General features: G+C 60.9%; 19 protein-coding genes. 12 read left to right on the top strand and 7 right to left on the bottom strand.

Annotated elements, in window-relative coordinates; genetic code table 11:
• The first annotated feature begins 93 nt into the window (after nt 1-93).
• Nucleotides 94-1,212: a CobW family GTP-binding protein gene (locus tag E5334_RS04760; protein ID WP_136012445.1), complete on the top strand. Its 1,119-nt coding sequence runs from the start codon at nt 94-96 to the stop codon at nt 1,210-1,212.
• An 11-nt stretch (nt 1,213-1,223) separates the two neighbouring features.
• On the opposite strand, the gene E5334_RS04765 is transcribed toward E5334_RS04760, so the two are convergent.
• Nucleotides 1,224-2,549 (bottom strand): serine hydrolase, encoded by a 1,326-nt coding sequence (locus tag E5334_RS04765; protein ID WP_136012446.1) that lies wholly within the window; start codon nt 2,547-2,549, stop codon nt 1,224-1,226.
• Between the two features lie 5 nt (nt 2,550-2,554).
• Complete coding sequence (locus tag E5334_RS04770; RefSeq protein WP_136012447.1) at nt 2,555-3,919, bottom strand: PFL family protein; 1,365 nt, start codon at nt 3,917-3,919, stop codon at nt 2,555-2,557.
• A gap of 184 nt (nt 3,920-4,103) precedes the next feature.
• On the opposite strand from E5334_RS04770, the gene E5334_RS04775 reads away from it, so the two are divergent.
• Complete coding sequence (locus E5334_RS04775) at nt 4,104-6,215, top strand: acyltransferase family protein (RefSeq protein WP_136012448.1); 2,112 nt, start codon at nt 4,104-4,106, stop codon at nt 6,213-6,215.
• A 368-nt stretch (nt 6,216-6,583) separates the two neighbouring features.
• On the opposite strand, the gene E5334_RS04780 is transcribed toward E5334_RS04775, so the two are convergent.
• A complete protein-coding gene (locus tag E5334_RS04780) occupies nt 6,584-7,468 on the bottom strand; it encodes an ABC transporter substrate-binding protein (RefSeq protein ID WP_265592119.1) in 885 nt (294 codons plus the stop codon).
• Nucleotides 7,469-8,117: 649 nt separating this feature from the next.
• On the opposite strand from E5334_RS04780, the gene E5334_RS04785 reads away from it, so the two are divergent.
• The gene (locus E5334_RS04785; protein WP_136012449.1) at nt 8,118-8,804 is read left to right on the top strand and encodes a TetR/AcrR family transcriptional regulator; all 687 of its coding nucleotides are present in this window, start codon (nt 8,118-8,120) and stop codon (nt 8,802-8,804) included.
• A 1-nt stretch (nt 8,805) separates the two neighbouring features.
• On the top strand, nt 8,806-13,473 hold the full coding sequence (locus E5334_RS04790) for an acyl-CoA dehydratase activase-related protein (protein ID WP_420812481.1): 4,668 nt from the start codon (nt 8,806-8,808) through the stop codon (nt 13,471-13,473).
• On the opposite strand, the gene E5334_RS08870 is transcribed toward E5334_RS04790, so the two are convergent.
• Nucleotides 13,470-13,892, bottom strand: a complete 423-nt coding sequence (locus E5334_RS08870) for a M20/M25/M40 family metallo-hydrolase (protein ID WP_338041724.1) — start codon at nt 13,890-13,892, stop codon at nt 13,470-13,472. The genes E5334_RS04790 and E5334_RS08870 overlap by 4 nt on opposite strands.
• Nucleotides 13,893-14,213: 321 nt before the next feature.
• Between E5334_RS08870 and E5334_RS04800 the strand changes: the two genes are divergently transcribed.
• The 3 genes from E5334_RS04800 (at nt 14,214) to pepT (ending at nt 17,519) form a co-directional block, all read left to right on the top strand.
• The gene (locus E5334_RS04800; RefSeq protein WP_136012451.1) at nt 14,214-15,383 is read left to right on the top strand and encodes a hypothetical protein; all 1,170 of its coding nucleotides are present in this window, start codon (nt 14,214-14,216) and stop codon (nt 15,381-15,383) included.
• A 73-nt stretch (nt 15,384-15,456) separates the two neighbouring features.
• Nucleotides 15,457-16,137 (top strand): PspA/IM30 family protein, encoded by a 681-nt coding sequence (locus tag E5334_RS04805; protein WP_136012452.1) that lies wholly within the window; start codon nt 15,457-15,459, stop codon nt 16,135-16,137.
• Nucleotides 16,138-16,238: 101 nt separating this feature from the next.
• Complete coding sequence (gene pepT / locus E5334_RS04810) at nt 16,239-17,519, top strand: peptidase T (RefSeq protein ID WP_136012453.1); 1,281 nt, start codon at nt 16,239-16,241, stop codon at nt 17,517-17,519.
• A gap of 122 nt (nt 17,520-17,641) precedes the next feature.
• On the opposite strand, the gene E5334_RS04815 is transcribed toward pepT, so the two are convergent.
• Nucleotides 17,642-18,085: a protease inhibitor I42 family protein gene (locus E5334_RS04815; RefSeq protein WP_167604296.1), complete on the bottom strand. Its 444-nt coding sequence runs from the start codon at nt 18,083-18,085 to the stop codon at nt 17,642-17,644.
• A gap of 446 nt (nt 18,086-18,531) precedes the next feature.
• Between E5334_RS04815 and E5334_RS04820 the strand changes: the two genes are divergently transcribed.
• From E5334_RS04820 to E5334_RS04830, 3 genes are all read left to right on the top strand, one after another.
• Nucleotides 18,532-19,236, top strand: a complete 705-nt coding sequence (locus tag E5334_RS04820; RefSeq protein ID WP_136012455.1) for a hypothetical protein — start codon at nt 18,532-18,534, stop codon at nt 19,234-19,236.
• A gap of 41 nt (nt 19,237-19,277) precedes the next feature.
• A complete protein-coding gene (locus E5334_RS04825; protein WP_136012456.1) occupies nt 19,278-19,550 on the top strand; it encodes a hypothetical protein in 273 nt (90 codons plus the stop codon).
• 195 nt (nt 19,551-19,745) lie between these two features.
• The gene (locus E5334_RS04830) at nt 19,746-20,111 is read left to right on the top strand and encodes a TM2 domain-containing protein (protein ID WP_136012457.1); all 366 of its coding nucleotides are present in this window, start codon (nt 19,746-19,748) and stop codon (nt 20,109-20,111) included.
• A gap of 10 nt (nt 20,112-20,121) precedes the next feature.
• Here the strand turns inward: E5334_RS04830 and E5334_RS04835 are convergent, their stop codons facing one another.
• On the bottom strand, nt 20,122-20,820 hold the full coding sequence (locus E5334_RS04835; RefSeq protein ID WP_136012458.1) for a DUF554 domain-containing protein: 699 nt from the start codon (nt 20,818-20,820) through the stop codon (nt 20,122-20,124).
• A gap of 220 nt (nt 20,821-21,040) precedes the next feature.
• Between E5334_RS04835 and E5334_RS04840 the strand changes: the two genes are divergently transcribed.
• Nucleotides 21,041-22,495: a 5-bromo-4-chloroindolyl phosphate hydrolysis family protein gene (locus E5334_RS04840; protein WP_136012459.1), complete on the top strand. Its 1,455-nt coding sequence runs from the start codon at nt 21,041-21,043 to the stop codon at nt 22,493-22,495.
• A gap of 82 nt (nt 22,496-22,577) precedes the next feature.
• Complete coding sequence (locus E5334_RS04845; protein WP_136012460.1) at nt 22,578-23,714, top strand: toxic anion resistance protein; 1,137 nt, start codon at nt 22,578-22,580, stop codon at nt 23,712-23,714.
• An 81-nt stretch (nt 23,715-23,795) separates the two neighbouring features.
• On the opposite strand, the gene E5334_RS04850 is transcribed toward E5334_RS04845, so the two are convergent.
• Complete coding sequence (locus E5334_RS04850; protein WP_136012461.1) at nt 23,796-24,656, bottom strand: HAD-IIB family hydrolase; 861 nt, start codon at nt 24,654-24,656, stop codon at nt 23,796-23,798.
• Nucleotides 24,657-24,669: the final 13 nt, after the last annotated feature.

A 24,669-nucleotide genomic window follows, 5' to 3' on the forward strand; every position in this document is an offset into this window, starting at 1 on the left:
TGCGCTCTGAAGGCGCGCCAGCTTCTCGCTATTTGCAGCAATGCGGGCGGTGTCACAGATTGTGGCGCCGCCCTTTTTTCTAGGGGAGGCACCATGAAGGTACTCGTGATCTCAGGCTTTCTGGGAGCAGGCAAGACCACCTTTATCCAGGAACTGGCGCGGCGCACCCACCGCGACTTTGTGATCTATGAGAACGAATACGGTCAGACCGATATCGATAGTCAGGTGCTCAAAGAGGGCACTGGCCTCGAGGTCTGGGAATCGCTTGATCGTTGCATTTGCTGTACTGGCAAACAGGATTTCGCCACCAGCGTGCTCACCATCGCCAACACCTTAGACCCTGAGTACCTGGTGGTCGAGCCTACGGGCGTCGCCAAGCTTTCCGCAGTGCTCGACAACGTGGACAAGGTCACCTACGAGCGCATCAGCCTCCTTGAGCCCGTGTGCATCGTGGACTGGGAGTCTTGGCAGTCTGAGAAAGAGGCCTACCCAGAGATCTTCAACGACCAGCTGGACGCCGCTCCCACTGTGGTGATCTCCAAGATACCCGCTCGGGATGATGCCCAGGCAGAGGGTGTTGACGAAGGCCTCGACGACCTGGTGGGGTCCATCTGCGACGCTAAGCCCGGCGTCGATATCAAGGCAGTCCCGCTCTCAGAGATTCCCGACGAGTGGTTTGAGTCGTTGCTTCACCGCGACCTCAACCCCGAGCAGGCGGCCGCTGAGCCAGCACCCTCGCCTGACGAGGATCCCGGACTTGAAACCTTCGCCCTGGGCCACGCCTCTGTGTCTACTGCAGCTCATCTGGCGTGGCTTTTGGATGCCCTGGTGGCAGGGGTCTTTGGCAAGGTGGCGCGTGCCAAGGGCTTCGTGCGCACCTTGGACGGCCTGCTGCGCTTTGACGTGGTGGCCCGCCGCTGGGCCGTCACTGGTGCGGAGGAGCTGGGAGAAGAGCTCGACGCCGAGGAAGCCAAGGCAGTGTTTATCGGCAAGGATTTGGAGCGCAATTTCTTGCGCGAGGCCTTCTTGCCCCTCAGGTGGCACGCCGAGGAGCGCCTCCAGGAAGAGGAGCGCCATCACGACCATACCCACTGCGACCATGAGCAAGGCTACTGCGAGTATGGCGAGCATGGTCATGAGGACCACGAACCCGGGCGGCGCGTGCACCCCAAACATGGGGGTCATGAGCACGAGGGCCACGAGAACCATTAATTCCTCTGCCGCTAGGCCAGCCGAGAAGTGCGTGCCTCGATAAGCCGTTGGGCCAGGGTGTCCAGAGAGGCTACCAGGGGGTCGAGGGTGTCAAAGTCGTCGCCCTTGTTGGTCATCACCGCCATGATGTAGGCGTCGCCGTCGCGAACCACCAAGCCGGCGTCCACCGTGGAGTTCTGGGACTCGGTGGCGATCCAGCCGGGCTTCGACCAGGTGACGGCATCGGGCAGCTGAGCGATAGGACTGTTGAGCGGCTCTGAGAAGATGGCGGCTCCGTAGTCGTGAAGCGTCTCGGCCTCGCTGTCGCCCAGACACCAGGCTGCAGACTCCACCCAGAGGTCTGCCAGCTGCTCAGAGCTCAAATCCACATAGGAGCCCCAGTTGTCGCCCAAGGTCTCGGAGGAGCCTGCATTGTTCAGCCATTGGTTGATGGTGGCGGTGCCAAAGGCATTCTTGGCGGCGATGTAGCTGTTGTTGTCCGACTCGGTGATGGCCAGCGTCACGCTGTCTTCCAGAGAGCCCAGCTGGTCGGGGCTTTCAAGCTCCGAGAGCACCGAGAGCACATAGGGCCCCTTGATGGAGCTCGCACTATAAAACGGCTGTTGGGAATTGTAGGCGGTCAGCTTTTGGCCGTCGGCGGTGCAAATATAAAACCCGCATTGGTTGCCCGAGGCTTGGATAGCCCCAATATCTATGCCTACCTGCACATATAAAGGTGCGATGGAGCGGTAGCTCTCTATGAGCGTGTTTTCGAAAGTCCCCAGGGCCTCCAGATTGGTCTGGGCGCGTGCCTGCTCGGCGACCCTCGCCCCATGGTGCTGTATCCCTAGGATCACCAGGCCTACCGCCAGCGCTGCCAGCAGCCCGGCGGCGCTGGTCGCCAGCTTGCGAAAGCGCGCGCTTCTGCGCCACTCCTTCATGAAGCGCTGGCTCAGAGACCCTTGAGGGGCTCGCCTGGGTTTCCTGCCGAGAAACCCGCGTCCTGTCGTCTGCGGCCAAGAGGGGAGTTGGGGCATAGACAGGCTGCGACGAGGCCTTTGCCGAGAAGCCCTGCGCTGCTGGCGCTCGGCCCTATGACGAGCGGAGGCCTCTCGCTGCGAAGAACCCGAGCGACCCCGGGTAGCGGCGCCAGGAGCTGGGTTGGGGAGGCCAGAAGGCCTCGAGGCGGCAGCCGAGCGTTTCTCGGCAGGGAAAGGTCGCCAAGAGTCGCGAGCTTGTCGAGAGCTGTAGTGGTCGCCAGGGTCGCCGGCGCGGGGATTGCGGCCGCGGGCTCGAGAGCCGGAAGGGCGCTTACGAGGGTCGGCGCCTGGGTGCGTGGAGGATCCGGAGCCGCTCATGGCCGTCAGTTTTTGAGGGAGTTCAAAGGCGCGGGGATGTGGCCACCGCGGTGGGCGAAGACGGTGCCTGCATGGGGGTTTACCTCCATGACCGGAGCCTCGCCAAAGAGGCCGCCAAAGACCAGGGTGTCGCCGGCCTTCTTGCCGATGGCCGGGATGATGCGCACGGCAGTGGTTTTGTTGTTGATGACGCCAATGGCCATCTCGTCGGCGATGATGCCGGCCAGGGCCTCGACGGGTGTGTCCCCGGGGATGGCGATCATGTCCAGGCCCACCGAGCATACGCAGGTCATGGCCTCGAGCTTTTCCAGGGAGATGGCGCCGTCTTGAGCGGCGCGGATCATATCGGCGTCCTCGGAGACGGGGATGAAGGCGCCGGAGAGGCCGCCCACGCTGGAGCTGGCCATGACGCCACCCTTCTTCACCGCGTCGTTGAGCATGGCCAGCGCGGCCGTGGTGCCGGGGCCGCCGCATTGGCCCACGCCGATGATCTCGATGATGCGAGCCACCGAGTCGCCCACAGCAGGAGTGGGAGCCAGCGACAGGTCCACGATGCCCTTGGCCACACCTAGGCGCCTGGCAGCCTCGCGGCTCATGAGCTCGCCGGCACGGGTGATCTTGAAGGCGGTCTGCTTGATGCGCTCGGCCACGTCGCCCAGGCTGGCGGTGGCAGGGAGCTCTTCCAGCGCGGCCGCCATAACGCCGGGGCCCGAGACGCCCACGTTGATGACGGCGTCCGCCTCGCCGGGGCCGTGGACCGCGCCGGCCATAAAGGGCGAGTCTTCCACCATGTTGGCAAAGACCACCAGCTTGGAGGCGGCCACGCACTGCTCGTCGCGGGTGAGCTCGGCGCACTCGAAGATCTTGTGGGCCATGAGGTCCACGGCGTCCATGTTGACGCCGGCGCGAAGGGACGCCACGTTCACCGAGGAGCATACTCGCTGGGTGGTGGCCAGCGCCTCGGGGATGGAGTGGATGAGCCGGCGGTCGCCGTCGCCGATGCCCTTTTGCACCATGGCCGAGAAGCCGCCTAGATAGTCGATGCCCAGCGTTTGGGCAGCGCGATCGAGCGCATGGGCCACCGGCACAAAACTCTCGTCCGGGCAGCAGGCGGCAACTTGGGCGATGGGGGAGACCGAGATGCGCTTGTTGATGATGGGGATGCCGTACTCGCGCTCCAGGGCCTCTGCGGTAGGCACCAGGTTTTGGGCGGCCGTGCAAATGTGGTCGTAGATCTTACGGCAAAGGGCGTCCATGGAAGGATCTGCGCACCCTGCTAAAGAGATGCCCATGGTGATGGTGCGAATGTCGAGATTCTGCTGGGACACCATGTTGAGAGTCTCAAACACCTCTTCTGGCGTAATGGCCATGAACGCTCCTTGTCTTTAAGAGCCAACATCTCAAGGCGCTCCTGCCGAGAAACCCTTGCATCCTCAGATGGGGGGTTCTTCTCGGCAACGCCCTTTCATTTTGCATGGTACCAAACCATGGAATAATGGAACTCTCAACGCAATGCAGGTTTTCATGTTCGACGTCTTCAAGGAGTGCTCATAGGTGACCTCGTCTTCTCGTGCCCGCACCACAACCTCTTCCAGCGCTCAGGAGGCCTCCCGCCGTGCTCCTCATAGATCTGCCAGGCCCCCTCATAAGCGACCCGCGCAATCTGCGCCTCGCCGTCCTCAGGCGCGCGTGGCCTCCCTGGACGGCCTTCGCACCTTGGCGATCGTGGCCATCGTGCTCTATCACGCCCAATGCCCCTGGCTTCCCTCAGGGCATATGGGCGTGGTGATTTTTTTGGTGCTCACTGGCTACCTGTTCACCGTGTCGCTTTTGCGCCGCCTGCGCGCACGACGTTACTCGCTGGCCGCCATCTGCCGCCGCCGCTTCCTGCGTGTGTGGCCGTCCATGGCCGCCATGGTGGTCGCCCTCACCGCTCTTTGCGTGGTGGCCAATCACGTGCTGCTCACCAAGCTTCGTCCCGACATCGTGCCCTCCCTGCTCTTCTTCGACAACTGGCACTACATCGCTTCAGGTCAAAGCTACTTCGACGCCATTGGCTCGCCCTCGCCGCTCACCCCGCTGTGGTATGTGTCCTTGGATGCCCAGCTTTGCCTCATTTGGGCGATGGCGGTATGGCTGGTGGCCAAGCTGGCTCCCCGCCGATCGCTCACCTGGGTCCGCCGGCTCGCCTTGCTGGGCGCCCTTGCCTCGCTGGTGGCCATGGCGCTGCTCTACAACCCCGCCGCCGACCCTTCCCGCGTCTACTACGGCACCGACACCCGCGCCTTCTCCTTCCTCGCCGGCGCCTGGCTGGCCGTGGTGTGGTCGCCCAACTTGGCGGCCTCCAAGGCCCAAGGCTTTGCCTTTGCCTCGCGCCTTTTGCCTTTGCTCAAAGCCCGTGGAGCTTCTGGCGCCTCTGCTGCCGAGAAGCCCGCAGCTTTCCGCGCGGCCGTTCAACCCCAGGTGGTACGGGTTTCTCGGTCGGTCATGCAGGGGGCTTCTCTGGGCGCCCTGGCTTTCCTGGCGCTCATCATGGTGCTCGTGCCCGCCGATGCCCCCTTCTTCTACTGGGGCGGTATGGGCCTGGTGACGGTGGCTACCTGCGTGCTTCTGGGGGCCTTGGCGGTGCCCGGGCTTTGGGTGACGCGTCTCTTTGGCCTGCCTGCAGCTGCGTGGGTGGGCGCGCGCTCCTACGGGCTCTATCTGTGGCACTACCCGCTGTTGCTGCTCATCGGCGGCAACCTGGCCAAAGGCCAGCTGGCACAGTTTGTGGCGGCGGTGGGCATGGCCTGCGGCGTGGCTATGCTGTCGTTTCACTTTATCGAGCGGCCGTTCCAGTCCGGCGCGGTGATGGCGCGGCTTGCCGATGCTCGCCATCGCAAAGCCGTCATAGCAGCTCTTGCGGTGGTGGGTGTGGCCGCTGTGGGCTTGGCGTTGGTGCCAGAGACCTACCTGGTTCCCCAAGAGGCGATCAAGTCCACTGGCGACGCCGCCGATGCTGCGGTGGATACTTCTAAGATCGATCGATCAGAGGCAGCTGGGGGGGAGGCTGCCCAAGGCGAGGCCGCAGATCCTTCGGCCCAGCTGCCCCAAGAGCCCTTCTCGCTTACCGCCGGCGCTCAGGAGATTCAAGAAGGGGCGTTCGCGCCGCTGCTCATTGGTGATTCGGTGCCGGGGGACAGCCCTTTCAACCTGTGGTTTCCCTCGGGATTTATGGATGCCTACATCGGCCGCCATCCCTCCCAGGCCTTAAGCGTGCTCAAGGGCTATGTGGAGCAAGGGGCGCTCTCTGACTGCCTGGTGCTGGCGACGTTCTCCAACTCCACCGCCACACCCGAGCAGCTGGACGAAATGGTGGCTGCCGCCGGCGAGAACGTGCAAATCTATCTGGTGGGGACGGTCAACAGTGACGGTTTCCAGGACGAGCAGAACGCCAACCTCCAAGCCTGTGCCGCCAAGTACGACAACGTCGCCTATGTGGATTGGCCCAGCGTGGTGGCCGGCCATGAGCAGGAATACCTCTGGGGCGACGGCACCCATCTGCGCCCCGAGGGGGCCCGCGCCTACCTAGACGCCATCTCTCGCACAGTGGCTCCCCAGATGATCGCCGAGGGCGCCACGGTGACCCCGCTCACCCCAGAAGAGATGACTCAGGCAGGGGCCTAGCGTCTATGGCCAAGAGACGCCCTGGCCTCGTGGCTTTTGGCTGCGCTGGGATCTGGCATCCATGCAGTCAAGGCGCTAATAACGAGTTTTTGGCAGCAGGAGAGGTTTTTTGGCAGCTGATACGTTATAAGTGGGTTTTCTGCACTGGGGTTTTGTAAAACCCCAGTGCAACTGGACCCGCTTATAACGAGAAATGCCTCCGTCCACGCATCTCCCGGCCGGCTCACGCATCTTCCGGCCCGCCCATACGCCTCCCAGCGCCTTGCCACAAGAAAGCACCCCAAAAGCCTGGGCTTTTGGGGTGCTTGTCATATCTCAGCAACCTGAGAGCTCGCGGTTGCAGCTATAACCTTAGGGCTGGCGGCTCCTTAGAGGGTGGTGCCAAACCACTTCTGCTCAAGCTCATCCATGGTGCCGTCGTCCTGCAGCTCCTGGAGTGCCTGGTTGATTGCCTTGGTGAGGCCGGGGTTGTCCTTGGAGACCACGATGCCGTACTGCTCGCCGGTGGGAATCTCGGTGGTGATCTGCAGGTCGGAGTAGGCCACGCTGATCTCGTACTCGGCTACCGGCAAGTCGCAGACCACGGCGTTGTAGGTGCCTGTCTGGAGTCCAGTGAGAGCTTGAATAACGTCGTCTAGAGGAACAATAGTAGCGTTGGGAAGATTCTCCTGGGCCCAGGCCTCGCCGGTGGTGCCGGCCTGGACGGCAATTTTCATGCCGGAGACATTGAGGGTGTCGATGTCGGTGGCGGTGGCGTCCTTCTTCACCACGATGGCCTGGTTGGAGTCCATGTAGGGGTCGGTCATGTCCACCTCCTGCTGGCGCTCGTCGGTGATGGTGATGGCGCCGATGGAGACGTCTGCCTTGCCGCCCTGCTTGATGGTGGGCACGATGGTGTCGAACTGCACAGAGGGCAAGATGTTGGGCTCGAGCCCCAGTTTGTCGCAGACGGCCTTGTAGACGTCCACGTCAAAACCCTCGAAGTTGTCGACGGGATTCTCGTGGCTCTGGTCTGTGGACATGGACACGAAGGGCGGGAAGTAGAAGTTGGAGATCATGGTGAGCTTGCCGTCCTGCACCAGGGTGTAGTCGTCGGTCGCTGCGGCGTCGCTGGACGTCTGAGCGCTGTCGCTGCTTGTGGAGGAGGATTGGTTGGCCGACTGGTTGTTGGCAGAGCCGCAGGCCGCCAGCACTACCGCCAGGGTGCAGGCCATAAGGCAGCCAAGCACCTTGATGAACGTGTTCTTTTTCATGAGGACTCCTTGTGTGGTAGGTCTTCGCCAAAGCGCACGCACTGCGGCCAGAACCAATGCAGTCCTATCCCAAAGGACGATGGCCGGCATTTGTGGGCTCATCCATCAAACTTTAGGCGTGGGCCAGTGCGTGGAGCCTATAGTGCCACCTTTCATCTGCCGTTAAGGGCCATTGGGCCATCCGTTACAAAGCGTTTATCAAATAGCTATGATTGTGCAGCAGGACGCAAAGCTTTCTTTAAACATGCGCTCACATGCATATAATGCTGCCTTTTCTACTTTTGAGGTTATTTTTTAGCGGTGCCTCTCCAAATCAGCCATGCCTTTTCAAAGGCGGTCCTCCTCATGGCTGCATCTCCCATTGGCTTGCGTGCAAGGCTGCTTCCAGCTGCCTGTGAAGATCTTCCATCTAGACAATTGTGCGCGCCTCATGGGGGCATCGCGCCTATTCCACTATTTCACAGACTGTGCAATACTACTCATGCTGTTACTTAGTGCACACACTGTGTAGTAAGTCCAGGGAGCTTTCAGGCTATGGCTGCCGAGAAGCCCGTGCCCTCGCTGCTGGCGCTTCTGCCATCCCTCGAGCCCAAGCGCATAAAACGCCTCGGCTTGCCTCTAGACTTACGCCGCGACCCAGAGGAGCTTTGTGCCCACAATCTCTCAGACCAACGCAGATCCTCGCTGCGTGCGCACCCGCGAGCGACTGCGCGATGCGCTGGGCCAAGCGGTGGCTCAAGAGGGGGATCTCTCTCGGGTAACCGTCACCTGCGTGGCAGACATCGCAGGGCTTACCCGCCGCACGTTCTACTCCCACTACAAAGACATCCAAGACCTGGTGACCTCCATCGAGGACGAGACCCTCTCAGACATCCAGAACCTTACCTGGACCATCTGCGAGACCCATCTTGAAGACGTCTTTTCAGCCTGTGACAACCTGGAGCCGGTGCCCGGGTCCGTGGAGCTGCTCACTTATTTCAAAGAGCGTGGCAGCTATCTGGCGCCCCTTTTGGGACCCTCAGGAGATCCTCGTTTCATGGAGCGGCTCAAAGCCCAGTTGCATACGAGCTTCTCGGCGAGAGCCCTAAGCGGCATTGACGAGCGGGCCCTCGGCACCTTCTTCGACTACTACATCACCTTCGCCGTGAGCGCCGAATGCGGCGTGCTCGAACGCTGGATCATAGGCGGCATGTCCGAGCCCGTCGAGGCCATGGCGCGCCTTATGACCCTGCTCATGTTCGTGCGCCCTGGTGACCTCTATAACAACTCCTACGACCTGAATATCCCCCTTTACGGCCTCGCCCTGATGACTTTCCTGGAGGAACACCGTGACTAACATCCAAGAAAACCCCTACGGTCTTGAGGCTCGCGGCGCCGAGCTGGTGCCCTGCGCGCTCTCTGCTGCTGCCGAGAAGCCCGTGCCTTCCCTTGAAGACCTCCGCCTGGGCATCGACGTGGGTTCCACCACGGTGAAGGTGGCGGTCATCGACTCTCAGGGCCAGCTAGTCTATGCCAACTACCAGCGCCACCACACCGACATCCGCGCCTGCGCCAAGGACCTCTTCTTGAAGGCTCAGGCCTGGGTGGGCGACGTCCCCATGCGGGTATCCATCACCGGCTCCGGCGGCCTTCTGCTCTCTCAATGGCTGGACCTGGAGTTTGTTCAGGAGGTCATCGCCTCCAAGCGCGCCGTGGAGACCCTTATCCCCCAAACCGACTGCGCCATCGAGCTGGGTGGCGAGGACGCCAAGATCATCTACTTCGACAACGGCATCGAGCAGCGCATGAACGGCACCTGTGCAGGCGGCACCGGCGCCTTCATCGATCAGATGGCCTCCCTTTTGCATACCGACGCCTCGGGTCTCAACACCCTGGCCGAGAAGGCCACCCACATCTACCCCATCGCCTCTCGCTGCGGCGTCTTTGCCAAATCCGACGTGCAGCCCCTGCTCAACGAGGGCGCTGCTCCGGCAGACATCGCCGCCTCCATCTTCCAGTCAGTGGCCAACCAGACGGTCTCCGGTCTAGCATGTGGCCATCCCATCCGCGGTCATGTGGCCTTTTTGGGCGGCCCTCTCCAGTACCTGCCTCAGCTGCGCGAGCGCTTCTACGAGACGCTGGAGCTGCCTGAGGACTGCCGTATTGTGCCCGAGAACGCCCATCTCTTTGTCGCCACGGGCGCCGCGCTGGCAGGCGAGTCGTCTAAGCGCTCCACCTTCAGCCAGGTGATCGATGCGCTGGACTCGCTGGGCGACACCCAGGGCTCTGAGGTAGAGCGTCTCGACCCGCTCTTTGCCACCCAGAAAGACCTGGACGAGTTTCACGAGCGTCACAGCCGCGAGGTAGTGCCCACCGCAGATCTTGCCAGCTACCAAGGGCGCGTGTTTATCGGCATCGATGCTGGCTCCACCACCATGAAGGCCGCCATGGTGGGCGAGGAGGGCCAGCTGCTCCGCACTTGGTACGGCAACAACAACGGAGACGTGCTGGGCACCGCCACCATCATCATGGACGACTTCTATGATGCGCTGCCTGAGGACTGCGTCATAGGGCACGTGACCACCACCGGCTATGGCGAGGCGCTGCTCATTGAAGCGCTTAAGGCAGACTCTGGCGAGATCGAGACCGTAGCTCACCTGCGCGGCGCCAAGGCCTTCGTGCCCCAGGTGGAGTTCATCTTGGACATCGGCGGCCAGGACATGAAATGTCTGCGAGTAAAAGACGGCGTCATCGACTCCATCATGCTCAACGAGGCCTGCTCTTCTGGCTGCGGCTCCTTCATCGAGAGCTTCGCCGATTCCATGGGCATGGACGTGCGCGACTTTGCCGCCGCCGCGGTGGGCGCCGACAAGCCGGTGGATTTGGGCAGCCGCTGCACGGTGTTCATGAACAGCCGCGTGAAGCAGGCCCAGAAAGAGGGCGCTACCGTAGGCGACATCGCGGCAGGCCTGTCCTACTCGGTCATCAAGAACGCGCTCTTCAAGGTCATCAAGCTCCGCGACGCAGAAGAGATCGGCGCCTCAGTGGTGGTTCAGGGTGGCACCTTCATGAGCGACGCAACGCTGCGCGCCTTCGAGCTGCTCACCGGCCGCGAGGCCATCCGCCCCGACATCGCCGGTTGCATGGGTGCCTACGGTGCCGCCCTGCTAGCCCGCGATCGTGCCGGCAAGGACGGCACCTCGAGCCTGCTCACCCGCGCCGAGATCGACAACCTTGAGGTCAAGCACATCAAGGCCCACTGCGGCCGCTGCTCCAACAACTGCCTGCTCACCATCAACGACTTTGGCGGAGGCCGCCGCTTCATCACCGGCAACCGCTGCGAGAAGGGTGCAGGCTCCCACAAGCAAAAGTCGCAAGCCCCCAACCTCTTCGAGGTGAAGAACCGCCTGCTCTTCGACCGTCCTTCTTTGGATCCCGAGCGCGCCCCCCGCGGCACCGTGGGCATCCCCCGCGCCCTGAACATGTACGAGAACTATCCCTTCTGGCATGCCTTCTTTACGGAGTTGGGCTTCTCGGTCATTCCTTCCGATAATTCCACCAAGGCCACCTACGAGGCGGGCATCGAGTCCATGCCCTCCGAGAGTGTGTGCTATCCTGCCAAGCTCTCCCACGGCCATGTGGTGAACCTGCTCCAAAAAGACGTGGACTTCATCTGGATGCCCTGCGTGCGCTGGGAGCGCCAGGAGGATCCCACCGCAGGCAACCACTACAACTGCCCCATCGTCATGAGCTATCCCCAGGCGCTGGAGCTCAACATGGACGAGCTGGCAGACCCCTCGGTGGAGTATCTGGCGCCTTTTGTGCCCTATGACGACAAGAACGAGCTCAAGCGCCGCCTCTACGAGGTAGTGAGCGTGCAGCGCGAGGCCGACGCGGCTGCCGGCCGCGGCCGGGTGCGCGGCGAGCATATCACTCGTGCCCAGATCGACGCCGCAGTGAACGCCGCCTGGCAGGCAGACCTGGACTTCAAGCGCGCCATGGAGGTGGCGGGCGACGAGGCTCTGGCTTGGATCGAGGCCAACGACGCCCACGGCATCGTGCTGGCGGGGCGCCCTTACCACAACGACCCTGAGATCAACCACGCCATCCCCGAGCTGGTGGCCTCCTTTGGCTTCGCGGTGCTCACCGAGGACTCGGTGGCCCATCACATGCGTCCCGAGCGCCCCATCCGCGTGGTGGACCAGTGGATGTTCCACAGCCGCCTCTACCGTGCCGCCCGGTTTGTGGCCAGCCGCAACGACCTGGATCTCATCCAGCTCAACTCCTTTGGCTGCGGCCTGGACGCCCTCACCACCGACCAGGTGCAGGAGATCCTGGAGGCTGCCGGCAAGATCTATACCGTCTTGAAGATCGACGAGGTCTCAAACCTAGGCGCGGCCCGCATCCGCATCCGCTCCCTCATGGCGGCCTTGAAAGAGCAGCGCGCCGAGCTGGAAGCCCAATACCCCGGCGCCGAGCACCTGCCGCAGGAGCGCACTGCTGCCAGCGCGGCCTTCGCCAAGCCCCGCTACACCCAGGAGATGTTCGAGGAGGGCTACACCATCCTGGTGCCCCAGATGGCTCCCATCCACTTCGCCCTGGTGGAGCCCATCATCAAGGCTGCTGGTTATAACATGGTGCTTCTGCCCTCGGTGGACCGCGGCGCCGTGGACGCTGGCCTCAAGTATGTGAACAACGACATCTGCTACCCCTCCATCCTGGTGACCGGCCAGATCATGGAAGCCATCGAGAGCGGCAAGTACGACCTTGACAAGACCGCCGTCCTCATCACCCAGACCGGCGGCGGCTGCCGCGCCACCAACTACATCGCCCTCATCCGCAAGGCGCTCAAAGACTCCGGCAATGGTCACATTCCGGTGATCTCTCTGGCGGTGGCTAGCGGCTTGGATGAAGACAACCCCGGATTCAACCTGCTCAAGCCGGCCGTCTTGGTGAAGGCCTGCTATGCGCTGCTCTTTGGCGACCTCATCATGCAGCTGCTCTATCGCACTCGTCCCTACGAGGATGTGCCCGGCAGCGCCAACGAGCTCTTCGAGCAGATCATGGCTGAGGCTGAGGCTGCCATGCCCACCATGGGCCCTCGCGACTTCTACCGCCTGTGCCAGCGCACCATTGACGCCTTCGAGATCCTGCCGCTGGTCAACGACCGCTCCAAGCCCCGCGTGGGCGTGGTGGGCGAGATCCTGGTGAAGTTCCATCCCACCGCCAACAACGAGGTGGTCAAGGTCATCGAGTCCGAGGGCTGCGAAGCGGTGGTGCCCGGTCTGGTGGACTTCTTCCTCTTTGGGCTCACCAGCCCCATCAACATGAGGGGAGAGCTGGGCAGCTCTTTCAAGCGCCGTGCCACCCACATGGCGGGTATCAAGCTCATCGACTCTTTGCGTGCCCCCATCAACCGCATGCTCGAGGAGACCACCCGCTTCGAGCCCTACGCCCAGATCTTCGAGCTGGCCGAGAAGGCCAGCCAGATCCTGTCCCTGTGCAACACCATGGGTGAGGGTTGGCTGCTCACGGCCGAGATGGTGGACCTCATCGAGACCGGCTGCCCCAACATCGTGTGCTGCAGTCCCTTCGCGTGCCTGCCCAACCACGTGGTGGGCAAGAGCGTCATCAAGCGCCTGCGTCAGATGCACCCGGAGTCGAACATTGTGGCTGTGGACTACGACCCCGGCGCTTCAGAGGTCAACCAGCTCAACCGCATCAAGCTCATGATCTCGGTGGCCAAGGAGAACTTCCGCGCAGCCCAGGCTGCCGGTAAGGGCGCCGGTTCCTTCAAGCTGGTGAACCCCGAAGATCCCACCCTGGGCTATGAGCCGGTAGACGAGCGTGAGCTGCGCCGAGGTGCCACCTCTCTTTGCCATGCCCACATGAACGCTGCCGAACCTATTCGCCTCTCCGACGCCCAGCTGCGCATGATCGCGGCGGCCGAGGCCGAGGCCGCGCAGCGGGCACGGGCCAAGGCGGAAGACGCAGAGGTTGAGCGCTCAGAGGTTGCACGCAGCTAGAGGCAGCAATCGGCTGCGAGCTGCGAGAGGACCCGGCGGACCCGGACAAGGTCTGCCACCGGCACATGCTCGTTGGGTTTGTGCGCCACTTCCAGGCTGCCGGGTCCATAGCTTAAAAATTCCAAGTTGCCGGTAGCGGCTGCCATGACCGCGGTGTCGGTGTAGCCAGTGAAGATGTCGATGGGTGCGGCGGCGACGGTCGCCTCTTTGGAGGCCGCCTCCAAAGAGGCGAGCAGCCGCGAGTCGGAGTCGCGCTCCACAGGCGCCCTGTCTCCGGTGACGGTGAACGAGCCCTGGGTTCCTGGCACTGCCTGAGACGCCTCGTCCAGCGCCTTCGCTACAAGTTCTTGAGCCAATTCGGTGGTGACGGGAGGCACCAGGCGCATGTCTATCCACAGGTGCGCGTGATCAAGCACCACATAGGGGCGGTAGCCTCCCTGGCTTTCCTCGGGGCTTCCCCCAGGCGTCGGTGCGCTGGGTGACGCCCCCTGCCATCGCCGACGTGGACAAGCCCAAGCTCTCAGACCTCCCGGCTTTCGAGACTCGCCTTGCCGAGAAGATCGCGGCCTCCCTGGCTGATCCTTCCCCTGTCCTAGATGCAACGGCCCTCTCGTGGGACCGGGTGCTTCAGAGGATCCTCTCGTCCGCAGGAACCGGGCGCTCGGCTGATTTTGCCCGTCCATCCGAAGCTTTGCCGGCACTCGGGTACACTTTCATCTAGCAAACGATGGGAGGTCCCTATGGGCAGGTCGAGCGGTGCAGGATCAGGCGGAGGGGGAGGCGGTGGCTTCTCGGGTGCTGGTCGCTCCTCCGGTGGCTTCTCGGGAGGGTCGCGCTCGGGCGGCCGCTCCAGTCGTCCAAGCTCTGGCTCCCACAGCGGCCTTGGCCCTGGATTTGGACCCATGGGCGGGTTTGGCGGCCCACCTATGGGTTACCCTCGCCGCCGCTATAGAGGCGGCAGCTTTATGGGCGGCTTTTTAGGCTCCATGCTGGGAAGCTCCATGGGCAACAGCAGCAAAAGAACCACCGCTGCCTCGAGCTCTCAACCTGCTCCTGCCGCTTCCTCGAATCCTGAGGGCGGCTCTACGCCGCCCGCCACGCCCCAAGAGAGCACCGGCGGATGCGGATGCGGCACGCTGTTCGTCCTTTTGTGTGCGGCCCTTTTGGCATGGGCGCTCTTCTCGGCCTTTGGTTGCGCCGGATCCGGTGATGGCGCTGGATCGGGGGCCTATGCCAGTGCCAGCTCCACCCACCGGCGGGAGAAGCTGCCGGCTGGTACCGCGCAAATCACGCCCTATTACAACGATCTCGATGGCGACTGGATCCATAACACCGCCGTGCTGGAGACCGGTCTTCGCGCCTTTGCAGATGAGACCGGCGTGATGCCCTACGTCTACATCCTGCCCAACGGCTACACTACCTCCACCGCCGAGCTCACCCAGACGGCCCAGGAGGTCTATGCACAAAACTTTGATGATGAAGGCCACTTTGTTCTGGTGTTTTGCGACAACGGCTCCGGAGGCTATAACTGTGGCTACTGCGTGGGATCTGCCGCCAGAAGCGTCATGGACGACGAGGCGGTCTCTGTGTTAGCCAAGAACCTCGACGCTGCCTACGCCAATCAATCGTTGAGCGAGGAGGAGATCTTCTCGGAAGCCTTTTCTGGGACAGCCCAAGAGATCATGGCAGACCCTGCCGAGGCCCGACGCCCGCTCATCGTGGGAGCCGTGGTCATAGGCGTGCTGGTGGTGGCCATCACCATCTACGGCGCGCACAAGAACCGCGAGAAAAAACGCCAGGCCGAGCAGAAGCGCCTCGACGATCTGCTCAACCAGCCGCTCGAAACCTTTGGGGACCAAGAGCTGGAGGATCTGGAGAAAAAGTACACTGACAAGGGACCTTCGGAGTAGCCAAGTTGCACGGGTAGACCTAGGACAGGTCCAGTTTTTTAAGGCTCATAAGAGCCGGGAAGGGAGTCTCGCCATGGGAATCCTCGATCGTTTTAGCACCATCGTGAAGGCCAACGTCAACGAGCTTTTGGATCGCGCCGAGGATCCTTCCAAGATGGTAGACCAGTATCTGCGCGACCTTACCGAGAGCCTGGCCGAGGTCAAAGACGCCACCGCAGGCGTCATGGCCGAAGAGAAGCGCTGTCGCCGCATGGTGGACGAGAACCAGGCGCAGATCGACAAGTACGACGGGCTGGCTCGCAAGGCTCTGGCGGCAGGCAACGAGGACGACGCCCGCACCTTCCTGGCCAAGAAGCAGGAGCTGGTGGGTAAAAACGAAGGCGCCCTGATGGCCTATGAGGCAGCTCATGAGAACGCCCAAAAGATGCGCCAGATGCACGACAAGCTGGTAAACGACATCAATACCTTGAAGGGGCGCCGCGACACCATCAAGGCCAAGGCGGCTGTGGCCAAGACCAAGGAGAAGGTCTCCAAGATGACCGGCGGCGCCGACCGCGCCGAGAGCGCCATCTCTGCCTTCGAGCGCATGGAAGCCAAGACCGACGCCATGCTGGATAAGAGCGAGGCCATGGAAGAGCTGGACGCCCAGCCCGAGGACCCTGTCACCAGCCTGGAAGAGAAATACGCGGCCTCCGGCGCTTCGGCGGCGGTGGATGACGAGCTGGCTGCCCTGAAAAAGGAAATGGGCCTTTAAGTTGGCCCCTGAGCGCTCTCAAGGCTTACACTCCTCATAGCAAGAGACAGCAAGGCCCGCCCCGCACGAGGCGGGCCTTCCTTGATGAGGAGGTTTGTGTCATGGACGCATCTCAGGTAGCCCAAAGCCCCGACATAAGCGATGTGGTCAAGCGCTTCTTTCGCTATGTGCAGGTAGACTCTCCCAGCAATCCTGACCGAGAAGAGATCACCCCCTCCAATGAAGAGGAGCTGGCGATGGCGGCGCTTCTCGGCAAGGAACTGGAGGAGCTGGGCGCCAAGGACGTCAAGGTGGACGAACACGGTTATGTGACCGCCAAGCTCGACGGCTCGCCAGGCGCGGCCCAGGCGCCGCGCCTGGGCCTTATCGCCCATATCGATTCCACTTCGGACGCCCCCGCTCATGGGGTGAAACCCCAGATTGTGGCCTATGAGGGCGGCGACCTGGTGATAGGCGAGGTGGACGGCCGTAGGGTGCGCGTCACGACAGACTCTGTGCCCGACCTTGCCCAGATGGCGGGACAACCCATCGTGACCAGCGACGGCACCACGCTTTTATCGGCAGACGACAAGGCTGGAGTGGCCGAGATCATGGCGCTTCTGGCCCGCTACCAAAAAGACCCCCGCCTTCCGCATCCTCCGCTGGCGGTGGCCTTCGTGCCCGACGAGGAGATAGGCCACGGAGCCGCTCTGCTGGACCTGGAAGACTTTGGCGCCGCCTATGCCTTTACGGTGGACGGCGAGCAGTTGGGCGAGATCAATTACGAATGCTTCTCGGCAGCAGACGCCCTGGTGACCATTGAGGGAGTCATGGTGCATCCTGGGGCTGCCAAAGATCGCATGGTCAACGCCATCAGCCTCTGGCGCGACCTGGACTCTATGCTGCCGGCCGCCGAGCGCCCGGAGCACACAGAAGGCCGCGAGGGCTACTTCCATTGCCACTCTATCGAGGGCACGCCGGCCCAGGTGAAGGCCCACTACCTCATTCGCGACTTTGATACTGCGGGCTTCGAGCGCCGCCTGAAGCTCCTTCAAGACGCAGCTGCCATGATCAACGAGCGGGAGGGAAAGGCCCGCGTGCAGGTGGCGGTGAAGCCCCAGTACCGCAACATGGCCGAGCATTTCAAGGGCTCGGAGTTCTTGATCGATGCCGCCCTTATGGCCAACCGCCAGCAGGGCGTCGAGCCTCGCTGCGTGCCGGTGCGCGGTGGCACCGACGGCGCCCAGCTCACCTTCCGCGGCTTGCTGTGCCCCAACATCGCCACCGGCGGATACCTGGCGCACTCGGTCCGAGAGTTCATCCCAGTGCGCAGCCTGGAGGTCACTGTGGACATTCTCCAAAGCCTCTGCGCCCTCTTGGCGGAGAGGCCTGCGGCGAGCTGAGGGTTTTGCAAGCAGGTTGGTTCTGCGCGCAACAAAGCCTAAGGTGCAGGCCTTCTGAGTGAGGGCCTGCACCTTAGGGTGCAGCGTCTGGGCTGGGCGTGCGAGGGCACGCCTTTTTCAGGCTAAGACTCCTGAGCCTCGTCTTGGAAGGGAGCCAGCAGCTTCTCAGAGATCTGCGCCTTGGTATCCCGCGACACGATAGTGGCGTCCACAGTCTCAAACTCGTAGGTGGCAGTGGAGTCGATGTTGCCGCCGGCATCCAAGCACGCGAAGGAGACAGAGGAGTCACCCTCCAGCTGGCTTTGAAGCACGAAGGTTTGGATGCCGCCGCATGCAGGGTCGCTGGCGTCGTCGGAAGCGTAGGACTCTTCCAACGTCACAAAGGATCCCTTGGGTTGCACGGCGCATACCCAGGTGTAGCCCGCCGCCTCATTGGCCGGCAGTTGCACAGTGACCGTAGGCTTGGCAGGGCTTTGGCTAAATGTGGTGATAAGAAAAGCAGCGGCAGCCACCGCGGCGATGCCGGCGAGGGCAATGCGCGCTTTTCCAGCAGCTTGTCGCATCATAGGGCCACCCCTTTTGGCTAGTCCCACTACGTACCGGTATCTATAATCTGATAAAGCCAGGCGGTAATGGGCCTCAACTTCCAACTCCATAAGCTGCCAAATATTTGTTCATAGGACGACCACGTACCTTATTGAACTGGGAAGATTTAGGAAAATAGAGGAATATCCCACATGTAAACAATTGCAGTATAAATGTACGGACAGTGCCAATGCCTCCTATATATATCTAAGATTATCGCTTCAACAAGCCTTCAGAATATATCGATAACCATACATATAAGCCCAACGGCGGCCGTGGCTTCGCCAACGGTTCGAAGGCGCCTTCAACTTCCTTTCTTTTATGGTTGGCTTTTGTATAGAGCGATGTCTGAGCAGCAACTTTGGTAAAGGGGAGACTACCGGCGGGTATCTATCCTCCAGGTTTTTGACGGGGAAAGGACCTGCGTGTGAATGCCCATCTCTTCTCGGCAGCTATGGGAGTATTAGGTGCAGCGGCCATTGTTGGCAGCATCCTGTGCTTTGTAGGCGGGGGCCTGGTGCTGGCCCGTGCTGGCGAGAATCCCTTGAAAATATTGATACCTGTCTATGGTCCCTATCGGTTGGCGCATGCCGGCAGGGTAGTGACGCTGTTTTGGGCCATCGTGCTGTGCGTAGGGGCAACGCTCTTTTGCTGGTCGCTGCCTACAGGCGATCTTCAACAGCTAGGCATTTTGCCCTTAGGCTTACTCTGGTCGCTGGCGGTGCTTGTCGCTGTTTCTGTAGCGGAGTGTTTCCATGGCAGCCCGGCACTGATCCTTGTTGCCATCGTGGCGCCGCCTTTAGCGCTGGTTTTGGCGGGGGCTGGCACAAAGGGCTATGATCCCTCGGTGCTGCCTTCTATCCCTGCGCGTTTCTGGAAGCTGGAGAGGCGCCTGTCTGGGCCTTTAGGGCCTTTGCCGCTGCCTGAGACGTCAGCGGAGGTTGCTTTACCTGAGGAATTGGCCGGCGAAGCCCAGGTCGAGGAGTTAGAGGTCTCTGGTGAGGGCGCCGCTCAGCCGGCCTATGCTATGGCGGTCGGCACAGGAAGCGTGGCTGTGGCTCATCCCCGCGAAGGCACCCGCAAAACATCTCGGGATTCCAAGCGTACCAAAGGCACTCCTCGCCTGCGTTAGCGCCATTTCCATCCTCTAGGGTTTAATCGATTGGACAGACCATGAAGTTTGAGAAAGATACGCCTTACCGCGGCAAAGAGTTCGACCCCTGCGATCAGGCAGTAGGCCCGGTGTCTGACCAAGACAGCGAGTCCTCTTCTGCAGATGCCAATCTGGATCAAGAAGATGGGCAGATCGAGGGCCTTCTTAGCTCTTCTTTAGGCTATGAGTCTGGCGCTCTGACCAGCGATGAGGCCGCTGCAGAGTATGTAGCAAGAGATGCAGAGATCGCTCGTCAAGAGATCCTGGCAGAGGAGGCTCAGGAGAAGCACTAAGCAGGGCCTGCTTTGCAATGGAGAACCCTTTGACAGGGCCTATGGCGCAAGAAGCGCCATAGGCCTCTAAATCGTGCAGAGCATTTTGGCCTTCTCCGATTTTGAGGGTGCACAATTCAGCTCGCTTACAGTAATATTAGTTCTAAATCCATCAATATGAATAACTGAGCGTCCCTTGGCGAGGAAGGTGAGTCCATGGCACAGCGAAGGTACCACCATCAGCCCGCACAGGTATTGCCGTTTCAACCCGCCGTTGACGGACCTTCGGTTTTAGAAGCCCCTCAAAAGGAAGATTCGCTCACCTGTCGTCAGAAGGCGTCGCTGCTAGCCATCTTTTTAGGCGCGTTGGGAGTCCATAAGTTCTATTTGGGGCACCTGGCAGAAGGCTGCGTGCACATTACGCTTACGCTCGCTTCCCTGGCTGCGGCCTTTGTGGTGGACAGTTGGCTGCCTCTGGTCGTGGTGATGCTTTTCTCGGCAATTGAAGGAGTCATCTACGTGAGTCGCAGCGAAGAACAGTTCGTTCGAGATTATCTCGAAGAGCGTCGCCGCTGGCTCTGAGAACCCGCCTCTACAGCCACGGGATAAACAGCAGGGGAGCGAAGGCTGCCGGCAGCATGTTGGCCACTTTGATGTGGGTGATGCCCAACATGTTGAGTCCCACTGCCAAGAGCAGCAGAGAGCCCGTAGTGGTCATGGCGCCAATGACAGGCTCGGTGAGCAGGGGAGAGAGCGCCGAGGCCGCCAAACTCAGTGCAGCCTCATAGAAAAAGACGCAAATGCCCGAGAAGGGCACCCCAATACCTAGGGTGGCGGCCATCACCGCAACTACCACCATGTCTATGACGGCTTTGGCAAAAAGGGTCGAGTGATCCAGCTGGAGACCGCTCTGAAGCGATCCCACCACCGCCATGGAGCCTACGCAAATGAAGAGGGTGGCGGCTACAAAGCCCTCGGAGAAGTGTCCAAGCTTGGCAGATCCAGAGAACTTCGAAGTGAGCTTGGATTGGATGGCTTGGCCTAGCTTGGTGATGAGGCCATCCAGATCGATGGCATAGCCCACAAGGCTGCCTATGACCATGGAGGCGATGACCACAAGGATGCTGGTGTCGCCCAGCATGCCGTCGATGCCCACCAAGATGACGCAGAGACCCAGGCCGCTCATTAAAAAGTCTCCCAGTTCTTGAGAGACAAAGGAGCGCCCGCAAAGGCCAATGAGGCCGCCGGCTACGGTAGCCAGCCCATTCACCAATGCACCAAGAATCACCATGGGACCAATCCTGTCCTTCTTACGAGAGGCTGCATGCGTTTTCTAGGATAGCCACTTTAGAGGGCCCCTAAGAGGATGGGCCACGCTTGCGATTCCTAGATTCATGAAAGCCTGCTGACAAGGGTGGGGAGACGAAGCCCATAGAGTAGAATCAATACTCGATTCATATCTATCCCCGCGAGGATACCGCAAACTCCATTTCGCAAGGACGGGCAGCTCAATGGCACAGGACCCTAAGAACAAGAACCGCCCAGAGCGCGCAGAAGACCCTCTTGCGCAGGCCGCTGACGAGTTCTCTCAGGCAATCCAGCAGGCTGTGAGCAGCGAGGATTTCGCTCGGCTGCGCGACGCGGTGGGCGCTACGGTAGACGCGGCCAAACAGATGGCTCGCACCACAGGATCGCAGGTGGGAGAGGCGGTAGGCAAAGCCGCTCAGTCTATGGCCGCTTCAGCTCAAGCCAATTCGCAGGGGCCTGCAAGCCCCGCCGCCACAAGAAAGCCTGGCGCCCCCGCAAAGCCCGAGGCCACAATCAAGCCTGGCTCCCCTCAGCCTCCTAAGCGCAAAGCCTCGAGGCCTGGTGCAGGCAGAGGCACCCTTACGGCTGCCCAGGAGCGAAAGCTGCTTTCCCGTCGCTACAAGAACGGGGTAGGCCTCTCTGCCTCTGGCTACACCATGGAGATCCTAGGCGGATTCTTCAGCTTTGGCATGCTGTTGTCTTGTATTACCGCCCTGGTCGAGGTGGAATATCTAGGCGCCGCTGGCATTGCTTCGCTGGTGCTCTTTTTGGTGTTGTTCATCCTGTGCTTGAGGGTCACCGTGGCAGGCTACAGGCGCGTGCGGCTTTCCAAGCGCTATCAGGGGTACCGCTCTGTGGTAGGCATCTTCGACCGTTATCCGGTGGAAGAGCTCGCAGATCAACTGGATCTGCCTGTGGCAGAGGTGCACGAAGACTTGACGATGCTTATTAGCCGCGGCCTTTTGTGTGACACCTACCTGGTGGACACAGATCGCGAATACATCCTCTCCCGCAGTGCTTACGAGGAGTTCTTGGAGCAAGACCAAAAGGCGCGTGAGGCCGGCATTCCAGTAGAGGCCAAGGTGGAGCGCGTGGAGAAAGCCAATACCCCTGTTGATCCACGAGCCGCTGCAGCGGCTTCGTCGCAGCCTGCTTCGACAACGTCTCAAAAGCCGCCGCGCCAGGTGGCTCCTGAGGTGGCAAAGCTTGTGGCTGCTGGGGACGCCTATGTGGCGCAGATCTCTGCGGCAAAAGTCGACATCGACGATCCGGCTATCAGTTCTAAAGTAGATGTCATCATATCCATCGTGGAGCGCATCTATGACTATGTGGGCACCCATCCCGAGACTGCCGATGACATCTCTATGCTCAATACCTACTATCTGCCTACCACTGTCAAATTGCTGGATGCCTATGACAAACTAGAGGAGCAGCCCGTGCAGGGGGCCAACATCACCTCCTCTCGCCAAGAGATCTCTCGCACGCTCGATATGCTCACCGAGGCTTACGAGAACCTGTTAGACGGTCTCTTTCGCGACATGGCCTGGGATGTCTCCGCTGATGCTTCGGTGCTTCAAGATGTGCTCAAACAGCAGGGGCTCCTCCGCAAGCAGCATCGTTCTTCTGGCAATGGCTCTGAAGTCCCCCAGGAGTCTTAACCAGGCTGGGTGCTCGCCCAGGGCACTGCCTGTTTGAACGCACGTATCGCTATTGGGTCCACTGGATACTCTAGGAGCTCTTATGGATGATCTTAACTTTGACGATGTTCCCCAGCTCACCCTCACCCAGGTCGACGAGGTCGAGGTCAAGCCGACTCTGGTAGAAGAGAAGCCCGACGCGCTGGTTGCCACTGCGGAGGACCTGCTCTCAGATGCAGAGAAAGCTCAGGTAGACGAGTTCTCTCGCCAAATAGACGTCACCAATGCCTCCCAGGTGCTCACCTATGGCTCAGGCGCTCAGAAGAAGATGGCGGACTTCTCGCAAACCGCCCTGGAGAAGGTGCGCACCAAAGACCTGGACGAGGTGGGCGACCTTATCTCCGGCGTGGTAGGCGAGCTGCGCGGCTTTGAGGTAGAAGACGAGAAGGGATTCTTGGGCTTCTTTCGCCGAGGCGCCAACAAGGTGGAGAACCTCAAGAACAAATACGACAAGGCCGAGAACAATGTCAACAAGATCGTGGCGAGCCTTCAGGAGCAGCAGATCTCTTTGATGAAGGACACCAAGATCTTGGACAAGCTCTATGACTTGAACCTCACCTATTACAAAGAGCTCACCATGTACATCCTGGCGGGCAAGAAGCGTCTTGCCGAGGTCAAGGAGAAGGATCTTGAGGAACTCAAGGCCAAGGCGTTGGCCTCCGGCCGCACAGAGGATGCTGAGGCGGTGCAAAAGCTCACCTCGTCTATCGACCGCTTTGAGAAGAAGCTCTCGGATCTGGAGCTCACGCGCACCATCGCCATGCAGACGGCGCCTCAGATCCGCTTCGTGCAAAACAACGAGATGCTCATGGTGGAGAAGATCCAAACCACCATCGTGAACACCATTCCTCTCTGGAAGTCGCAGATGGTGTTGGCGCTGGGCATTGCCAATGCCGACGCTGCAGTGCGCGCCCAAACTGCCGTGACCGACATGACCAACGAGCTTTTGCGCAAGAATTCCGAGAAGCTCAAGACCACCACAGCTCAGATCGCACGCGAGAACGAGCGCGGCATCGTCGACATCGAGACCCTCAAGCATACCAACGAGAATCTCATCCAAACCTTCGACGAGGTCATGCAGATCCAGCAGGAGGGTCGCCAGAAGCGCGCCGAGGCCGAGCGCGAGCTGGCCGCCATGGAAGACGACCTGCGCAAGAAGCTGCTGGAGATCAAGCAGTAAGGCTGCTGTGTGAGAACCTGATTCTCGCTATGGGTGCCGATCGAGTGATTGCAAACAATATGACTCTTGGATACCGTGTCTCTAATTGAGGCACGGTATTTTATTTCCCTGCATAATGGCATCCAGCACCTGGGCCACCCCGTCCTGGGTAACGGCAGGAGCAATAACGTCGCCGTAGGCCTTTATGGCATTGGTAGCATTATCCATGACCACTGCCACCTCGGCGGCCTCCAACATGGAAATGTCGTTTTCTGAATCGCCAAAGCCATAGACCGTTTCATGAGGGCCTATGGCGTCCAGCATAACTTTTATGGCGGATCCCTTGGAAAACTCTGGCAGGGTGAGCTCTGAGCCGCCTACCCCTAAATCGCTGATCCTATAGAGGCGATTCAGCTCGTCGCGCACAGGACCCAGCCGCTTGTCTTCCTCGGCCATCCAAAAGGCTTTCACCAGCGTGAGCTCGTCTCCGCGTTCTTTTAGTTCTTGGGCATCTTCGATAACCTCGATATTCATAGCGGGAAGCTCATGATGGGGGCTGGGCAGATAGACGGCAGAACCCCGCGGACCTTCAAACAACGCCGCCACATCGCAGGCTTCAAGGGCTTCCAAAGCCGGGACGAGCCTCTCAAAAAGGCCCTCGGAAGCGAGCAGGGGAGTGTCGCCTAACTGCACATAAGAGCCCGCCAGAGCGATGTAGCCGGCAAAAGGCAGGGCGTCCAAGAGCATAGAAAGCCCCTCTGGCGGCCGCCCCGAGCACAAAAAGGCGAGGTTGCCTGCCTCAACAAAGCGCCTGAGTGCCCTTTGCACTGCAGGGGTAGGCAAAAAGACGCTCTCTACAAGCTCTTTTGGGGCGTCTGGCGCCTGGGCCTGCGCATAGATCTCTGGATTGCTATCTATGAGAGTGCCATCGATGTCAAAAAAGGCGACCTTGGGAAGACTCATCCTTCAACTCCTG

The sequence above is a fragment of the Muricaecibacterium torontonense genome (assembly GCF_004793925.1).
Lineage (GTDB): Bacteria > Actinomycetota > Coriobacteriia > Coriobacteriales > Atopobiaceae > Leptogranulimonas > Leptogranulimonas caecicola.